Source organism: Kiloniellales bacterium (genome assembly GCA_030066685.1).
Taxonomy (GTDB): domain Bacteria; phylum Pseudomonadota; class Alphaproteobacteria; order Kiloniellales; family JAKSBE01; genus JAKSBE01.
On record JASJBF010000040.1, the window covers coordinates 13326 to 30123 of the forward strand.

The 16798-nt window shown below is 68.5% G+C and carries 13 protein-coding genes; 5 read left to right on the plus strand and 8 right to left on the minus strand.

The annotated features are described in order from the left end of the window. Positions 1-65: 65 nt before the first annotated feature. The 3 genes from QNJ30_22315 to QNJ30_22325 are packed head-to-tail and all read left to right on the plus strand — an operon-like array spanning position 66 to position 2802. Entirely contained in the window at positions 66-1364 is a 1299-nt protein-coding gene (locus tag QNJ30_22315; protein ID MDJ0946193.1) for an MFS transporter, read from the plus strand. Continuing rightward, positions 1354-1869: an O-acetyl-ADP-ribose deacetylase gene (locus QNJ30_22320; protein MDJ0946194.1), complete on the plus strand. Its 516-nt coding sequence runs from the start codon at positions 1354-1356 to the stop codon at positions 1867-1869. Before QNJ30_22315 ends, QNJ30_22320 begins: the two co-directional genes overlap by 11 nt. A gap of 15 nt (positions 1870-1884) precedes the next feature. Next, positions 1885-2802 carry an AEC family transporter gene (locus tag QNJ30_22325; protein ID MDJ0946195.1) on the plus strand — a complete coding sequence of 306 codons (918 nt, stop codon included), beginning with the start codon at positions 1885-1887 and terminating at the stop codon, positions 2800-2802. Positions 2803-2937: 135 nt separating this feature from the next. On the opposite strand, the gene phoB is transcribed toward QNJ30_22325, so the two are convergent. The 8 genes from phoB to QNJ30_22365 all read right to left on the minus strand — a co-directional run bounded on the left by phoB (position 2938) and on the right by QNJ30_22365 (position 13286). Beyond that, positions 2938-3642, minus strand: coding sequence for a phosphate regulon transcriptional regulator PhoB (gene phoB, locus QNJ30_22330; protein MDJ0946196.1), 705 nt, complete (start codon positions 3640-3642; stop codon positions 2938-2940). Further along, positions 3639-4421: a phosphate signaling complex protein PhoU gene (phoU, locus tag QNJ30_22335; protein ID MDJ0946197.1), complete on the minus strand. Its 783-nt coding sequence runs from the start codon at positions 4419-4421 to the stop codon at positions 3639-3641. Before phoU ends, phoB begins: the two co-directional genes overlap by 4 nt. 31 nt (positions 4422-4452) lie before the next feature. Beyond that, entirely contained in the window at positions 4453-5199 is a 747-nt protein-coding gene (gene pstB / locus QNJ30_22340) for a phosphate ABC transporter ATP-binding protein PstB (protein MDJ0946198.1), read from the minus strand. Between the two features lie 103 nt (positions 5200-5302). Beyond that, the gene (gene pstA, locus QNJ30_22345; protein MDJ0946199.1) at positions 5303-6619 is read right to left on the minus strand and encodes a phosphate ABC transporter permease PstA; all 1317 of its coding nucleotides are present in this window, start codon (positions 6617-6619) and stop codon (positions 5303-5305) included. After that, positions 6612-7994, minus strand: coding sequence for a phosphate ABC transporter permease subunit PstC (gene pstC, locus QNJ30_22350; protein ID MDJ0946200.1), 1383 nt, complete (start codon positions 7992-7994; stop codon positions 6612-6614). Before pstC ends, pstA begins: the two co-directional genes overlap by 8 nt. Positions 7995-8167: 173 nt before the next feature. Continuing rightward, on the minus strand, positions 8168-9202 hold the full coding sequence (locus tag QNJ30_22355) for a PstS family phosphate ABC transporter substrate-binding protein (GenBank protein ID MDJ0946201.1): 1035 nt from the start codon (positions 9200-9202) through the stop codon (positions 8168-8170). 222 nt (positions 9203-9424) lie between these two features. After that, entirely contained in the window at positions 9425-10858 is a 1434-nt protein-coding gene (locus tag QNJ30_22360) for an ATP-binding protein (protein MDJ0946202.1), read from the minus strand. A 109-nt stretch (positions 10859-10967) separates the two neighbouring features. After that, positions 10968-13286, minus strand: coding sequence for an NADP-dependent malic enzyme (locus QNJ30_22365; protein MDJ0946203.1), 2319 nt, complete (start codon positions 13284-13286; stop codon positions 10968-10970). 319 nt (positions 13287-13605) lie between these two features. Between QNJ30_22365 and mutS the strand changes: the two genes are divergently transcribed. Both mutS and QNJ30_22375 read left to right on the plus strand, forming a co-directional pair. After that, the gene (mutS, locus tag QNJ30_22370; protein ID MDJ0946204.1) at positions 13606-16215 is read left to right on the plus strand and encodes a DNA mismatch repair protein MutS; all 2610 of its coding nucleotides are present in this window, start codon (positions 13606-13608) and stop codon (positions 16213-16215) included. Between the two features lie 28 nt (positions 16216-16243). Then, on the plus strand, positions 16244-16792 hold the full coding sequence (locus tag QNJ30_22375; GenBank protein MDJ0946205.1) for a peroxidase-related enzyme: 549 nt from the start codon (positions 16244-16246) through the stop codon (positions 16790-16792). Positions 16793-16798: the final 6 nt, after the last annotated feature.

A 16798-nucleotide genomic window follows, 5' to 3' on the forward strand; every position in this document is an offset into this window, starting at 1 on the left:
CCGCAGAGGCCGGCCGCAGCTGGCGCGAGTCCCTGGCGGTCTACGCCCACCGCCGGGTCATCGCCATGGCCTTCCTCGGCTTCTCGGCGGGCCTGCCGTTTCTGCTGATCTTCTCGACCCTGTCGTTCTGGCTACGCGAGGCCGGCATCGAGCGCAGCACGATCGGCTTCTTTTCCTGGGTCGGCATCACCTTCTCGATCAAGGTGCTCTGGGCGCCGGTCGTGGACCGCACGGCGATACCGGTGCTGACCTCTACGCTCGGCAAGCGTCGCTCTTGGATCTTGGCGGCCCAGCTTGGAATTGCGCTGGCCCTCCTGGGGATAGCTGCGATCGATCCGGCGCAGAACACGGCGGCGATTGCGATCCTGGCGTTGGCTGTCGCCTTCTGTTCCGCGACCCAGGATATCGGTATCGATGCCTACCGAATCGAAGCCGTGGAAGAAGACCTTCAAGGCGCCATGGCGGCGACTTACCAGCTTGGCTACCGGATTGCCCTGCTCGCCGCCGGCGCTGGCGCGCTCTACGTTGCAGATTTTTTCTCCTGGCCAGCGGCCTACGTCACCATGGCCAGCTTGATGATGGTCGGAATCATCACGGTGCTCATCGTGGGCGAGCCCAAAGTCGTTCGCGACGAGGCAACGCTTCTGAGAGAGGCAGAGCTCAAGGACGCGGTGCACCGGCGCATTGCCGCATCCGGTCGCAGCCAACGTCTGCTCGACTGGATCGCCGTCGCCGTCGTCGGTCCACTGGTCGACTTCTTTCGGCGCAATGGTCAACTCGCAATCATTATCTTGGCCTTGGTTGGCTTCTATCGTCTGTCCGACATCACCATGGGAATCATGGCCAACCCCTTCTACGTCGACGTCGGGTTCACCAAGTCCGAGGTCGCTTCGATCTCCAAGGTCTTCGGACTCTTCATGACGATTCTCGGCGCCTTCCTGGGCGGGTTGCTGGTCGCGCGTTTCGGCATCCTGCGCCCGCTGCTCCTGGGCGCCGTCCTCGTGGCCACGACGAACCTGCTCTTTGCCTGGCTCGCCGCGATCGGCGAACCCAATGTCGCGTTCCTCACCGTCACGATCAGCGCGGACAACCTGAGCGCCGGCCTCGCAGGCTCTTCCTTCATCGCCTATCTTTCGAGCCTGACGAACCGCGCCTACACCGCGACGCAGTACGCACTTTTCTCCTCGCTGTTCACTTTGCCGGGAAAGGTCGTGGGCGGGTTCTCCGGTGTGGTCGTTGACGCCCACGGCTATGTCGATTTCTTCATCTATGCCTCGATTCTGGGGCTGCCGGCGATCCTGCTGGTGATGTATTTTCTGCGCCGGGAACGCAGGGAGCTGGAGCGCAGCCGAAGTGCCGTCTGACGAGCGACTCGAGATCTTTCAGGGCGACATCACAACCCTGGACGTGGATGCCATCGTCAACGCCGCCAACGACCGCTTGGCGCCGGGCGGCGGGGTCTGTGGGGCGATCCACCGCGCGGCGGGGCCGGAACTGGCCCGGGCCTGCCGGGCGCTGGGCGGCTGCCCGACCGGCGAGGCCCGGATCACGCCGGGCTTCGATCTCGCGGCCCGCCACGTGATCCACGCCGTGGGGCCGATCTGGCGCGGCGGCGACCAGGGGGAAGAGGCGGCCCTGGCCGGCGCCTACCGGAGCTCTTTGGCGCTGGCTGCGCAAGCGGGCCTCGCCTCGATCGCCGTCCCGGCGATCTCGACAGGGATCTACGGCTTCCCGCTGGACCGGGCGACGGAGATCGCGGTCGCCACCTGCCGCGCGCACCTGGCGGGCGAGACCAGCCTCGAGCGGGTCGTCTTCGCGGTCTTCGGCGCCGAGGCCGAGGCCGCCTACCGCCGCGTCCTCGGCCGCTGACCTCTCCGGCAGACGATGCAGATCCTGCTCGACGTCGTCGTCGACATCACTCTGCCCGTGGTCCTGATCGCCGCCTTCGGCTTCGTCATGCAGCGTCGCGTCGGCTTCGATATCGCGACCCTCAACCGCCTGCTGATCTACGTCACACTGCCCTGCTTCCTGGTCCACAGCCTGGCGACGGCGGAGCTGCCGCTGTCCCAGGTCCGGACCACGGCGATCTTCACCGTGGTGCAGTTCTTCGTCCTGCTCGGCGTTGGCTGGCTGGTCGCCAGGGGCGCGGGGCTCGCCGCCGGGGCCCGGCCGGTGGTCGCGCTTTCGGCGGCCTTCGCCAACTCGGGCAACTTCGGCATCCCGGTGATCGAGCTCGCCTTCGGCCCCGCCTACGTGCTGCACCAGGCGGTGATCACGGCCATCCTGGGGATCCTGATCCTGGTCGTGCTGCCGGTCATGCTGGCCGAGGGCCGGCTCAGCCTTCTCAGCGCGCTCAAGGAGCTCTTCGCCACCCCGCTGATCCCGGCCGTGGCCCTCGGGCTGCTGCTCAACGCCTTCGACCTAGCCCTGCCGCGGGTCGTCGCCCAGCCGCTGCAGGTTGTCGGCAGCGCCTACGTCGCGGTCGCGCTTTTCGGCCTGGGCGCCCAGCTCGCGGCCAGCGGCTGGGCGATCTCCGGCCGGGCGGTGGCCTGGGGCGTGGTCTTGCGGCTTTGCGTGGCGCCCCTTCTGACCACCCTGGCGGTCCTGCTTCTGCCCGGCCTGCCGGTCGAGCTGCGCGACCTGCTGATCGTGGGCAGCTGTGTGCCGGTCGGGGTCCTGCTGGCGATCTTCTGTGCCCAGTACGGCCGGGGCGCGGAGCTCGCCTCGGCCACGGTCGTGGTCTCGACCGTGCTGAGCCCGGTCGTGATCACCCTGGCAGTCGTGATGACCCGCGCCTACTAGGGCATTATCCGATCAGATGGAATCGCTTTGCGATCCATCTGGCCGGATGTAATGCCCTCGTTTCAACGTGTTAGCGCACTACTCCCGGCCAGACGCGAATGCGTCTGATCGGGAAGTGCGCTAGACGCCGACTGGTCAGACCCGGCCGACGACGTTGGGGCGGTCGAGCGCGTAGCCTGCGGCACGCACGGTGCGGATGAGGTCAGGCTCCTCGTCGGCGTTGAGTGCCTTGCGCAGGCGGCGGATGTGGACGTCGACGGTGCGCGGCTCGACGTAGATGTCGCGGCCCCAGACCGCGTCCAGAAGCTGCTCCCGGCTGTAGACCCGGCCTGGCGAGCGCAGCAGGTGGCGCAGCAGGCGGAACTCGGTCGGACCGAGCCGGACCTCGCGGGCGCCGCGCCGGACCCGGTGCGCGGCCAGGTCCATGATCAGGTCTTCGAACTGCAGGATCTCGCTGGCCACGGCCGGCTGGGCGCGCCGCAGCACGGCGCGGATCCGGGCAATCAGCTCGGCCGGCGAGAAGGGCTTGGTGATGTAGTCGTCGGCGCCGCTGTCCAGGCCGCGCAGCTTGTCGGTCTCCTCGCCGCGGGCGGTCAGCATGATGATCGGCACCTCGCGCGCCCCGTTGTGGCGGCGCAGCTGGCGGCAGACCTCGAGGCCCGAGAGGTGCGGCAGCATCCAATCCAGCAGGATCAGTTCCGGCGTCTCTTCCTTGACCGCAAGCAGGGCCTCCTCGCCGTCGTGGGCTTCGGCAACGCGGAAGCCCTCGCGTTCGAGGTTATAGCGGAGCAGGGTGACCAGGGGGATTTCGTCTTCAACGATCAGAATCAACGGTGTCATGCCTCAGATGTTCCGCTGTCGTCCTTGCCGCGCGCGCTCTTCAGGGTTTCGACCACGCCGGGCTCCGGCGGCTCCACGACGGAGAAGCTCGAAGTATCGGCCTTGGGCCGTCCGAAGGTGATCCGCTCGCCGGTGTCCAGGTAGTAGATGTATTCCGCAACGTTGGTCGCGTGGTCGCCGATCCGTTCGATGTTGCGCGCGACGAAGAGCAGGTGGGTGCCCGGCGTGATGTCCCGCGGGTCCTCCATCATGTAGGTCAGGAGCTCGCGGAACAGGCTGGTGTACATCTCGTCAACTTCCTCGTCGCCGCGCCAGACCTCGAGGGCCTTCGCGCCGTCGCGCTCGACGTAGGCGTCGACCACCTTCTTGATCTGGGACTGGACCAGCCGCGCCATGCGCTTGGGCGAATGCAGGGAGCGAATCGGGCGCATCTGGCTGAGCGCCATGGCCCGCTTGGCGATGTTGCAGGCGTAGTCGCCGATGCGCTCCAGGTCGGTCGCGACCTTCAGGGCGCAAAGCACCTCGCGCAGGTCGACCGCCATGGGCTGGCGCAGGGCGAGCAGGCGGATCACCAGCTCGTCGACTTTCTGCTCGAGGACGTCGACCTCCTGATCGGATTCGATGATCCGCTGCGCCATCTCGCTGTCGCGCCTGGTCAGGGCCTCGACGGCGCCGGACAGCTCGGCCTCGACCATACCGCCCATGCGCACGATCGTGCGGCGCATCTCCTCGAGCTGTTCGTCGAAGGCCTTGACGATGTGATCGGCTGGCTTGGTCACGGCGACCTCCGTGTCGGGGATTCGGGCTGGATCAACCGAAGCGGCCGGTGATATAGCCCTGGGTCCGCTCGTCCTTGGGATTGGTGAAGATCTGCTCGGTCTCGCCCTGCTCGACCAGGTTGCCCAGGTGGAAGAAGGCGGTGCGCTGGGAGACCCGCGCGGCCTGCTGCATCGAGTGGGTCACGATGACGATGGTGTAGTTCTCCCTGAGCTCGTCCATCAGCTCTTCGATCCTTGCGGTGGCGATGGGATCGAGGGCCGAGCAGGGCTCGTCCATGAGGATCACTTCGGGGCTGACCGCGATCGCCCGCGCGATGCAGAGGCGCTGCTGCTGGCCGCCGGACAGGCCGGTCCCGGGCTGTTCCAGGCGATCCTTGACCTCCTCCCAGAGCCCGGCCTTGCGCAGGCTGGTCTCGACCACCTGGTCCAATTGGGCCCGGTTGTCGGCCAGCCCGTGGATGCGCGGACCATAGGCGATATTGTCGTAGATGGATTTCGGAAAGGGATTGGGCTTCTGGAAGACCATGCCGACCCGGGCGCGCAGCTGCACGACGTCGAGCTTGGGATCGTAGATGTCGTTGCCGTCGAGGGTGATACGGCCGTCGACCCGGCAGCCCTCGATCACATCGTTCATTCGGTTCAGGCAGCGCAGGTAGGTCGACTTGCCGCAGCCCGAGGGCCCGATCAGGGCGATCACCTGGTTGGCGTTGATGTCCAGGCTGACGTCCTTGAGGGCCTGCTTCTGGCCGTAGTAGACGCTGACCTCGCGGCTCACCATCTTCACCGCGGCCGGCTCGGGCTCGGCGGCGCTAGGCGGCAGGTTCCGGTTCGCGCTTTCGGCAGCGACGGTCGTCTCGACTGCGGCCATCGGTCTTCTCCTCCTACCAGCGGCGTTCGAAGCGCTTGCGCAGCAGCACAGCCAGCGCGTTCATGAATATCAGGAAACCGAGCAGGACCATAATCGCCGCCGAGGTGCGCTCGACGAAGGCGCGCTCGGGGCTGTCGGCCCAGATGAAGATCTGCACCGGCAGGACGGTCGCCGAATCGTCGATCCAGCCCGGGATGTCGACGATGAAGGCGACCATGCCGATCATCAGGAGCGGCGCGGTCTCGCCCAGCGCCTGGGCCATGCCGATAATGGTTCCGGTCAGGATCCCGGGCATGGCCAGCGGCAGGACATGGTGGGTCATGACCTGCAGCTTGGAGGCGCCGACGCCCAGCGCCGCCTCGCGGATCGACGGCGGCACCGCCTTGATGGCCGCCCGCGCCGCGATGATGATCGTGGGCAGGGTCATCAGCGCCAGCACCATGCCGCCGACCAGTGGCATCGAGCGCTCCAGCCCGACGTAGCGGCCCACGGGGCCGAGGAAGACCGCCAGGCCGAGCAGGCCGAAGACCACCGAAGGCACGGCCGCCAGGTTGTTGATGTTGACCTCGATCAGATCGGTCCAGCGGTTCTTGGGCGCGAACTCCTCCAGGTAGACCGCGCTCAGGACCCCGATCGGGAAGCTGAGCGCCAGGGTCACGAGCAGGGTCAGGGCTGAGCCGACCACGGCGCCCCAGATGCCCGCCTGCTCGGGCTCGCGGCTGTCGCCCCTGGTAAAGAAGACGGTGTTGAAGCTGCTGCGCAGCTCGCCCCCGGCGTCCAGGGCGTCGAGCCAGGCGATCTCCTGGTCGCTGACCCGGCGGTCCGCCTCCAGCACATTTCGGTCGATCTTGCCCTTGTTGAAGCTGTCGACGTCGTCCGAGGTCAGAACCCAGACCCGCTGCGTGCTGCCGATGATGCTCGGATCCGAGAGCACCATGTCGCGCAGGGTCGTGTCGGCGCCAGAGGACAGCAGGCGGCTCAGCTTGCGCCGCTCGCGCCGTTCGGACACCTCGGGGAAACGGTCGCGGATCGCCGTGCGCAGCAGCCTCTGGTAGTCGCCCAGGGCAAGAACCTCGGGATCGCCTGTGCCCTCCGGGTCGATGGCCTCGCCATCGAAGGTGATCTCCAGTGCGACCTCGGTCTGCCAGAAGGCCGTGTAGCCCTTGCTGACGATGCTGACCAGCAGCAGCGCCAGGACGCCGATCGCGGTGGCGATTGCCAGGGCGCCGTAGAAGCGGAAGCGGCGCTCGGCGGCGTAGCGGCGCTGCAGGCGCTTGTCCCAGGCGCTGGACCCGATCTTGTCCGACAGGGGAACGGCGGTGTCAGTCATACTTCTCTCGGTACTTGCGGACGACGTGAAGGGCCACGACGTTGAGCGCCAGCGTGACGGCGAAGAGCATCAGGCCCAGGGCGAAGGCGGCCAGGGTCTTGGCGCTGTCGAACTCCTGGTCGCCGACCAGCAGGGTCACGATCTGAACCGTGACCGTCGTCACCGCCTCCAGCGGATTGGCGGTCAGGTTGGCGGCCAGGCCGGCGGCCATGACCACGATCATGGTCTCGCCGATCGCACGGCTGACCGCCAGCAGGACGCCGCCGACGATGCCGGGCAGGGCGGCCGGCACGATCACCTGCTTGATGGTTTCCGCCTTGGTGGCACCCAGGGCGTAGGCGCCGTCGCGCAAGGATTGCGGCACCGCATTCATGACGTCGTCGGACAGTGAGGACACGAAGGGAATGATCATGATCCCCATGACCATGCCCGCCGCCAAGGCGGACTCCGAGGACACGGTCAGGCCCAGGCTTTCGCCGAAGTTGCGAAAGAAAGGCGCCACCGTCAGGGCAGCGAAGAAACCGTAGACCACGGTGGGCACGCCCGCGAGAACCTCGAGCACCGGCTTGACCGTGGCCCGGATCTTGGGTGTCGCGTACTCCGACATGTAGATCGCGGAGAACAGACCAATGGGCACCGCAACAAACATCGCGATGACCGTGATCAACAAGGTGCCGGCGAAAAGCGGGATCGCGCCGAAGGCCCCGGAGGCGCCGACCTGATCGGCCCGCAGCGCGGTCTGCGGGCTCCAGTCCAGGCCGAAGAGGAACTCGGACACCGGCACCTCGGCGAAGAAGCGCAGCGCCTCGAACAGCAGGGATCCCACGATGCCGATGGTGGTCAGGATGGCGATGGTCGAGGCCACCTGCATGGTCACCATGGCGACCCGCTCGACGCTGTTGCGGGCCCGCAATTGCGGCAGCACGCGCTGCCGGGCCAGGCCGAGCCCGCCGATGGCCGCGGCGAGCATGACCCCGAAGACGGCGAGGCGGCCGATGTCGCGAAAGCTGGCGTAGGACTCCGCCGCGGCGATCAGCTCCGGATCGGCGGCGCGGCTGGTGGCGTTGCCGGACGCCAGGTTCTTGATGTCGGTGATCAGCAGAGAGAGCTGACCTTCGCTCATGGTCGCGGCGCTGGCGGGAAGATTGGCCGAAAGCACCCAGCCCGCGATGATCGGCTCGAGAACCAGCCAAGCCAAGGCCACCAGCAGGGCCGGCAGGCCGCACCAAAGGGCGACGTAGAAGCCGTAGTAGTGCGGCCGCGAGTGGAGCGTATGCGCAAAGCCGCCGGCCGTCACCAGGGCGCGGCTGCGCCCGAGGTAGAACCCGAAGGCGCAGAGCACACCGAAGGTGGCGAGGAAAACGAGAGCTCCCATTCCGCCCGTCTTCTCATTCCCGGCGCCGGCCCGGTTTTATGGGTCTCGGCGCCCCCAAATGCCCAAGAGAGTGACTTCCGCGAACCGCAATAAACTAGTGTGCGGTGACGCGGGACCGGCCGAACGCCGGCAGCCGCGAGAACGCTCTCGGCTGCCGACGCTCGCCCCGGCGGTTACATGGACAGCGGCGCCAGATTGCGCGCACCCTCCGCGACCGTCTTGCGATCGGCGGTGGGCAACGGGATCAGCCCCTTGTCGACCAGATAACCTTCGTCGCCCCAGGCCTTGTCGCTGGTGAACTCGGCCACGTACTCGGCGATGCCGGGAACCACTCCGACATGCTGCTGCTTGACGTAGAAGTAGAGCGAACGCGAGACGCCGTACTCGCCGCCGGCGATGTTGTCGAAGGTCGGCTGGGCGCCGTCGACGGTCGCGCCCTTGATCTTGTCGCCGTTCTGGTCGAGGAAGCTGAAGCCGAAGATGCCGATGGCGTTGGGATTGGCCTCGAGCTTTTGGACGATCAGGTTGTCGTTCTCGCCGGCCTCGATGAAGGCGCCGTCCTCGCGGATGGTGTGCGCGGCCGCCTTAAAGGCCTTCTTGTCGCTCTTGCGCAGCGCGGCCAGGGATTCGAAGCCCTTGGCGCCGCCTTCCATGGCCAGCTCGACGAAGGCGTCGCGGGTGCCGCTGGTCGGCGGCGGGCCCAGAACCTCGATCTTGCTGTCGGGCAGCGCGGGATCGATGTCGCTCCACTTCTCGTAGGGATTTGCGACCATCTTGCCGTCGACCGGCAGTTCCTTGGCCAGGGCCATGAAGATCTGCTTCTTGGTCAGCTTCAGCGCCGGGCCGCTCTTGGCGTTGGCCAGCACGATGCCGTCAAAGCCGATCTTCACCTCGGTGATCTTGATGCCGTTCTTGGTGCAGGTCTCGAACTCGGACGACTTGATGCGCCGCGAGGAATTGGTGATGTCGGGGTGCTCGACACCGATGCCGCTGCAGAACAGCTTCATGCCGCCGCCGGAGCCGGTGCTCTCGACCACCGGGGTCTTGAACTTGGTGGTCTTGCCGAACTGCTCGGCGACGGCGGTGGAGAAGGGAAACACGGTCGAGGATCCGACGATCCGGATCTGATCCCGTGCCGCGGAGGGGGCTGCGAAGGCCGCGGTCACCATGCCGGCAAGCATGGCCACAGCGAGAGACTTCTTGATCACGAGATGTACTCCCAGGTTTTCAATCTCTTGTTGGGGCCCGAAGACGCGGGGAACGGGCATCGTTCCTCCCATGCCCTGGCCATGCGCTGACCAGTCCTGCAATCCGCTCGGACGCGCCGACGGTATTCGGGCACGGCGATGGAATTACTACAATTATGTTACAGTTTTTTGACGGCCCCGACCGGGCGTCCGCCGCTTTGATCTGCGCTTCCCGCAGGGCAGCTATTCCGCCGCAGGCTGGGCGCTGCGACCGACCTGCGCCGGCGCGTTGCCGGCCAGCGGCAGCTGGATCGAGAAGCACGATCCCTCGCCCGGCTGGCTTTCGATGGTCAGCCGACCGCGATGGCGGTTGGCGATGTGCTTGACGATGGCTAGGCCCAGGCCGGTGCCGCCGAGGGCGCGCGAGCGGGCCTTGTCGACCCGGTAGAAGCGTTCTGTCAGGCGCGGGATGTCGGCGCGAGCGATGCCTTCTCCCTGGTCGATGACCGAGACCTTGACCCCGGCGGAGTCTTCCCGGCCGCTGATCTCGCTTGGGATTGCGACGGGCGCCACGACCACCCGGACCTCGGTCTGCGGCCGGCCATACTTGACCGCGTTGTCGACCAGGTTCTGGAACAGCTGGTTCAGCTCGTCTTCGTTGCCCAGAACCTCCGGCGCGCCCTCCAGCTCGAGCTGAATGCGCATCTGCTTCTTGCGGGCCTGGATCTCCAGGGCGCTGACGGTGCTGCGCAGGATCTGGCCCAGATCGACCCGGTCCTTGGGCGGGGTGTGCTCGTCCAGCTCGATCCGCGACAGCGACAGCAGGTCCTCGATCAGGCGGGCCATGCGCTGGGCCTGCTCTTCCATGATCGACAGGAAGCGGGCCCGCGCCGTCGCGTCGTCGCGTGCCGGGCCGCGCAAGGTCTCGATGAAGCCGACCAGGCTGGCCAGTGGCGTGCGCAGCTCATGGCTGGCATTGGCGACGAAGTCGCCACGCAGGCGCTCCGCCCGGCGGATCGCCGTCAGCTCGTGCAGGCTGAGGACCGCAGCCTCCTCGCCGGCACCGTCGAGCGGGATCAGCCGCGCCTGGAAGGAGCGTTCGATCGCGCCGGGCAACTGAAACTCGACGCCCGCAACGGTCTCGCCCCGGCAGGCGCGCTCCGCCGCCTCCACGACCCCGGGGTGGCGCAGGATCTCGACCAGGCCGCGGCCCTCCCTGCGTTGGCCGAAAAGCGCCTCGGCCGCGGTGTTGAGGCGCAGCAGGCGGGTCTCGGCGTTGAGCAGGATCATCGGATCGGGCAGGGCCGAGAGCACGGCCTCGCTGCTGGCCAGCTTCGCGTGCAGGGCCGCCTCGCGCTGACGCAGCCTCTCGTCGGCCTCGGCGACCGCAGGTTCCAGCGGTGGCCCGATCCGCGTCGACAGGGCCTCGTCATCGGAGAGGTCTTGCGTACCGCTCTCCGCCAGGTGACGGATCCTCTGCAGCAAGCGCTCCAGGCGACGCAGCTGCCAGGCGGCGACCGGCGCGCTGGCCAGCAGGATTGCGGCGACGGCGGCCAGGGCCGCGACCCAGCCGACCTGACCGGCGGCCAGCAGGATCGCCAGGGCCAGCACGCCGGGTGCCGCGACGACCAAAGTCGCCTGAATCCTCTGACTGAAGGCGCCGGAGCGTCTCACCATGGTTTGCGCCTGGCCTCTGTCGAGCGGCCGTCCCTGGGGTCCGGCCACAAAGCCGCCCTTCCGTTCAGACTAGTCGCCCCTTCGCACTTCGGGCAACATCCCCGGGCGGCTATTCCGCGCCGACGGCCTCATAGGCGGCGATTGCGGCGGCTGTCACCATCTCGTTGACGGTCGCTCCGGTGGTGACGATCTGGGCCGGCTTGGACAGCCCGATCAGCAGGGGGCCGATCACCGTGCCGCCGCCCAGGAGCTGCAGCAGCTTGCCGGAAATGTTGGCCGAGTGCAGCGCCGGCATGACCAGGACGTTGGCCGGGCCGGTCAGCCGGCAGAAGGGATAAAGGTTGGTCATCAAGGTGTGGTCCAGGGCAACGTTGGCCTGCATCTCACCGTCGTACTCGAAATCGACGTCGCGTCCGTCCAGGACCTGCACGGCTTCGCGGATGCGCTGCGCCTTCTCGCGCATGGGATTGCCGAAGTTGGAGAAGGACAGCAGCGCGACCCGGGGCTCGTGGCCCATGGCACGGGCCTGTTCCGCGCTCTGGATCGCGATGTCGGCGAGCTGCTCGGGGGTCGGCAGCTCGTGGACCGAGGTATCCGCGAGAAAGACCGTCCGATTGCGCTGGGCGAAGATGGTCAGGCCGAAGGCCCGGTGCCCGGGCTTGGGATCGATGACCCGGCGCAGGTCGTCGAAGGACACGCCGAAGCTGCGGGTCAGGCCTGTGACCATGCCGTCGGCGTCGCCCTTGGCAACCATGCAGGCGGCGAAGACGTTGCGGTTCTGGTTCACCATGCGCTGGCAGTCGCGGTAGAGCTTGCCCTTGCGTTGCAGGCGCGCGTAGAGGAACTGGGTGTAGGCCTCGTTGCGCTCGGACAGCCGCGCGTTGTGGATCTCCAGGTTGTCGATGGCGACGCCCATGGCCTGGGCCGCCTCGGCGACCTTCTCCTCGCGGGCGATCAGGACCGCCTGGCCGTAGCCGGCGTTCTGGTAGGCCAGCGCGGCGCGGATCGACTTCCGCTCCTCGCCCTCGGCGAAGACCATGCGCTTGGGATGCGCCTGGACCCGGTCGAAGATCAGCTGCAGCGAGGCGGCCGAGAGGTCGAGGCGAGCGGAGAGCTGCTTGCGGTAAACCTCAATGTCGGCCGGCGGCTTGCGCGCGACCCCGGTCGCCAGCGCCGCCTCGGCCACCGCCTTGGGCACGGCGACGATCAGGCGCGGATCGAAGGGCGCCGGGATGATGTAGTCCGGGCCGTAGCGCAGGCGCCGTCCGGCATAGGCCCGGTCAACCTCGTCCGGCACATCCTCGCGGGCCAGCTTGGCCAGGGCTTCGGCGGCGGCGATCTTCATCTCCATGTTGATGGTCGAGGCGCGGACATCGAGGGCGCCGCGGAAGATGTAGGGGAAGCCGAGCACGTTGTTGACCTGGTTCGGATAATCCGAGCGCCCTGTGGCGATGATCGCGTCGGACCGCACCTCCTTGACCGCTTCGGGTGCGATCTCCGGGTCGGGGTTGGCCATGGCGAAGATGATCGGCTTGTCGGCCATGGAACGCACCATGTCCTGGCTGACCGCGCCCTTGACCGAGAGCCCGAAGAAGACGTCGGCGCCCTCGAGGGCGTCGGCCAGGCTGCGCGCCTCGCTCGGCACGGCGTGGGCCGATTTCCACTGGTTCATGCCGGCCTCGCGGCCCCGGTAAATCACGCCCCGGGTGTCGCAGAGCAGGATGGCTTCGTTCGGCACGCCCATGGCCTTCAGGAGCTCGGCGCAGGCGATGCCGGCCGAGCCGGCACCGTTGATCACCATCCTGATGTCCTGGAGCTTGCGGCCGGTGAGCTGGACCGCGTTGATCAGCCCCGCCGCGGCGATGATCGCGGTGCCGTGCTGGTCGTCGTGGAACACCGGGATGTCCAGCAGCTCCTTCAGGCGCTGCTCGATGATGAAGCATTCCGGCGCCTTGATGTCCTCCAGGTTGATCCCGCCGAAGGCCGGGCCCAAGAAGCGCACGCAGTTGACGAACTCGTCGACGTCGCGGGTGTCGACCAGCAGGTCGATGCCGTCGACGTCGGCGAAGCGCTTGAAGAGCACCGACTTGCCCTCCATCACCGGCTTGGCCGCCAGCGCGCCCAGGTCGCCCAGGCCGAGGATCGCGGTGCCGTTTGAGATCACCGCGACCATGTTGCCCTTGGAGGTGTAGTCGTAGGCGAGGCTCGGGTCCTCGTGGATCTTCAGGCAGGGCGCCGCGACACCGGGCGAATAGGCCAGCGACAGGTCGTGCTGGGTCGTCAGGGCCTTGGTGGCGCGGATCTCGAGCTTCCCCGGCCGGCCGCTGGCGTGGAGGCGCAGCGCTTCCTCGTCCAGGGCGTGGAGATCCGGTTGGCTCTTTTTCTTGGAGGTTGCCTTCCCCTTCGGCGTCTGCCGCTTATCGTTCATCTTGGTCTTTCCAGCTGGCTATGCGGTGGGAAATCGTAGAGAGCGCCGCTCGGGGCGTCAAAGGCCCTGCAAGTCATGGGGGAAAGCCGCTTCGGCTATCCCGTCGGCCGGGGCGCTGTGCTAAGAAAGGCGCCGACCCCGGAAACCTCCGCGCCATCCACACCGGCAGGAAGCGAGCACAGCCGTCGCCGTGAACGATCAGCCGAGATCCTCCCCAAGCAAGGCCGCCGAATCTCCCGAGGAGGCGGCGGTGCGCGACGCCGGCGGCCTGCGCCAACGCCCGGCCCGACTGCGCCCCGACGGCGCGCGCCCGACGCCGATGATGGCCCAGTACCTGGAAATCAAGCGCGCCCATCCGGACAGCCTGCTGTTCTACCGCATGGGCGACTTCTACGAGCTCTTCTTCGAGGACGCCCGCCGGGCCGCCGCGGCGCTCGACATCGCGTTGACCAAGCGCGGTCAGCACCTGGGCGAGGACATCCCCATGTGCGGCGTCCCGGTGCACGCCGCCGAGGCCTATCTTTCCCGCCTGATCCGCCAGGGCTTCAAGGTCGCGATCTGCGAACAGATGGAGGATCCCGCAGCGGCCAAGAAGCGCGGCGGCAAGTCGGTGGTCCGCCGCGACGTCGTGCGCATCGTCACGCCGGGGACGATCACCGAGGACGAGCTGCTCGACGCCCGGGCGCACAACTACCTCGCAGCCCTGGCCTGCGTCGGCGGCGACTTCGCCCTGGCGTGGTTGGACATCTCGACCGGTGGCTTCCAGGTCCAGGCCCTGGCCCCGGCCGAGCTCGCCGCCCTGCTCGCCCGCCTACGGCCCAGCGAGCTGCTCTGTCCCGAGCCGCTGCTGCAGGATCAGCGGCTCTTCGAGGTCTTTGGGGAGTGGAAGGCGGCGCTGACGCCGCTGCCCTCGGCCCGCTTCGACAGTGACAACGCCCGGCGCCGGCTCGAGGCGCTCTACGGCGTCAAGGCGCTGGATGCCTTCGGCGACTTCGGCCGGCCGGCCGTCGCCGCCTGCGGCACCCTGGTCGACTACGTCGCCCTGACCCAGAAGGGCCGGCTGCCGCGGCTGTCGCCGCCCCGCCAGGTCACGCCCGGCGCGGTCATGGAGATCGACGCCGCGACCCAACGCAACCTGGAGCTGGTCGAGGCCCTGTCCGGCGGCCGCAAGGGCAGCCTGCTGGCGACCATCGACCGCAGCGTGACCGGTGCCGGCGCGCGGCTGCTGGCGGCGCGCCTTCTAGCGCCCCTGACCGATCCGGCCGCCATCGCCGAGCGTCAGGACCGGCTCGGCTATCTGCTCGACCAGGCGAACCTGCGCGCGGTGCTGCGGGACCACCTGCGCCGGGCGCCTGAGGTCGAGCGGGCGCTGTCGCGCCTGACCCTGGGACGCGGCGGCCCCCGCGACCTGGCGGCGCTGCGCGACGGGCTGCGCGAGGCCGGCGCCCTGCGCGCCGCCCTGGAGGCCGCCGAGCCGCCGCCGCCGGACTCCCTGATGGCGGTGGCCCGCGACCTCGGCTTTCACGAGACCCTGATCGCGCGCCTCGACCGGGCGCTGAGGGACGAGCTGCCGCTGCTGGCGCGAGACGGCGGCTTCATCCGGGCCGGCTACGCGCCGGACCTGGACGATTTGGTCGCCCTGCGCGACGAGAGCCGAAAGCTGATCGCCGGCCTGCAGGCGCGCTATGCCAAGGAGCTCGACATCGCCTCCCTGAAGATCCGGCACAACAACGTGCTCGGCTACTTCATCGAGGTGACCCAGGTCCAGGCCGGCAAGGTGCCCAAGGAGGGCGCCTTCATCCACCGCCAGACCATGGCCAGCGCCATGCGCTTCACCACGGTCGAACTGTCCGAGCTGGAGCGCAAGATCGCCTCGGCGGCGGAGCGCGCCCTGGCGCTGGAGCTCGAGCTCTTCGCCGACCTGGTGACCGAGGCCACGGCGCGGGCCGAGGAAACCGCCCTGGCCGCGCGCGCCCTGGCCGAGGTCGACCTCGCCGCGGGCCTGGCCGAGCTGGCCGAGGAGCGGCGCTGGACCCGGCCCCTGATCGAGGACTCCACGGCCTTTGAGATCGAGGGCGGCCGCCATCCGGTGGTCGAGGCGGCCCTGGAGGCGGCGGGTGAGCCGGGCTTTGTCGCCAACGACTGCCGCCTGGACCGGGAGCGCCGGCTCTGGCTGGTGACCGGCCCCAACATGGCGGGCAAGTCGACCTTCCTGCGCCAGAACGCGCTCATCGCGGTCCTGGCCCAGATCGGGTCCTACGTGCCCGCGGCGGCGGCGCGGATCGGCGCGGTCGACCGTCTGTTCAGCCGGGTCGGGGCGGCCGACGACCTGGCCCGGGGGCGCTCGACCTTCATGGTCGAGATGGTCGAGACCGCCGTGATCCTGAACCAGGCCGGCCCGCGGGCGCTGGTCATACTGGACGAGATCGGCCGCGGCACGGCGACCTTCGACGGCCTGTCGATCGCTTGGGCGGCGCTGGAGCACCTGCACGAGGTCAACCGCTGCCGGGCGCTCTTCGCCACTCACTATCACGAGCTGACCTCCTTAACCTCGAAACTGCCGGCACTGTCCTGCCACGCCATGCGGGTCAAGGAATGGCAGGGCGAGGTGGTCTTCCTGCACGAGGTCGCGGCCGGTGCCGCCGACCGCTCCTACGGCATTCACGTCGCCAAGCTGGCCGGCCTGCCGGCCGCCGCCGTGGCCCGCGCGGAAGAGGTCCTGGCCCAGCTCGAGCAGGGCGAGCAGGCCGGCAACCTGGCCCGCCTGGCCGAGGACCTGCCGCTCTTCTCCGCCGCAGCGGCGCCGGCCCCGGCCGCCGCGAAACCCTCCGAGGTCGAGGCCCGGCTCTCGGAGATCCAGCCCGACGAGCTGACCCCGCGCCAGGCCCTGGAGCTGCTCTACGAGCTCAAGGCGCTGCAGCGGGACTGAAACGCGCCGCTTGCCCGGGAGGCCCACCATGCCCCAACTGCCGTCACTGCCCGAGAAGGCCACCCTGCTCGACGTCTTCAAGCGCTTTCCGGCGAGCTCCCGGCCCCTGCTGCTCTACCACGAGGTGCTGATGCGCGGGCCCTCGCCCTTCACCGAAGGCGAGCGGGAGCTGATTGCGGCTGTCGTCTCGCGGCGCAACCGCTGCGGCTACTGCGAGGGCGTGCACGCGGCGACCGCGCGGGCCCTGGGCGAAGCGCCGGCGCGGGTCGCGGCGGTCCTCGGTGACCCTCTAGGCGCGCGGGAAAGCGCCGAGCTGCGGCCCGTGCTGGCCTACGTCGAAAAGCTGACGCAGGACGCCGCGAGCGTTTCCGAGGCCGACGCCGAGGCGGTGCTGGCCGCCGGCTGGCCCGAGCAGGCGCTTTTCGACGCGGTCGCGATCTGTGCGCTCTACAACCTGATGAACCGGCTGGTCAACGGCCTGGGCATCGAGGCCGATGCCGCCTACTTCGAGGCGGCGGCGGAGCGGCTCTCGACCGGCGGCTACGCCGCCATGGCCGAGGCCTTGCCCCAGGCCTGACTCGGC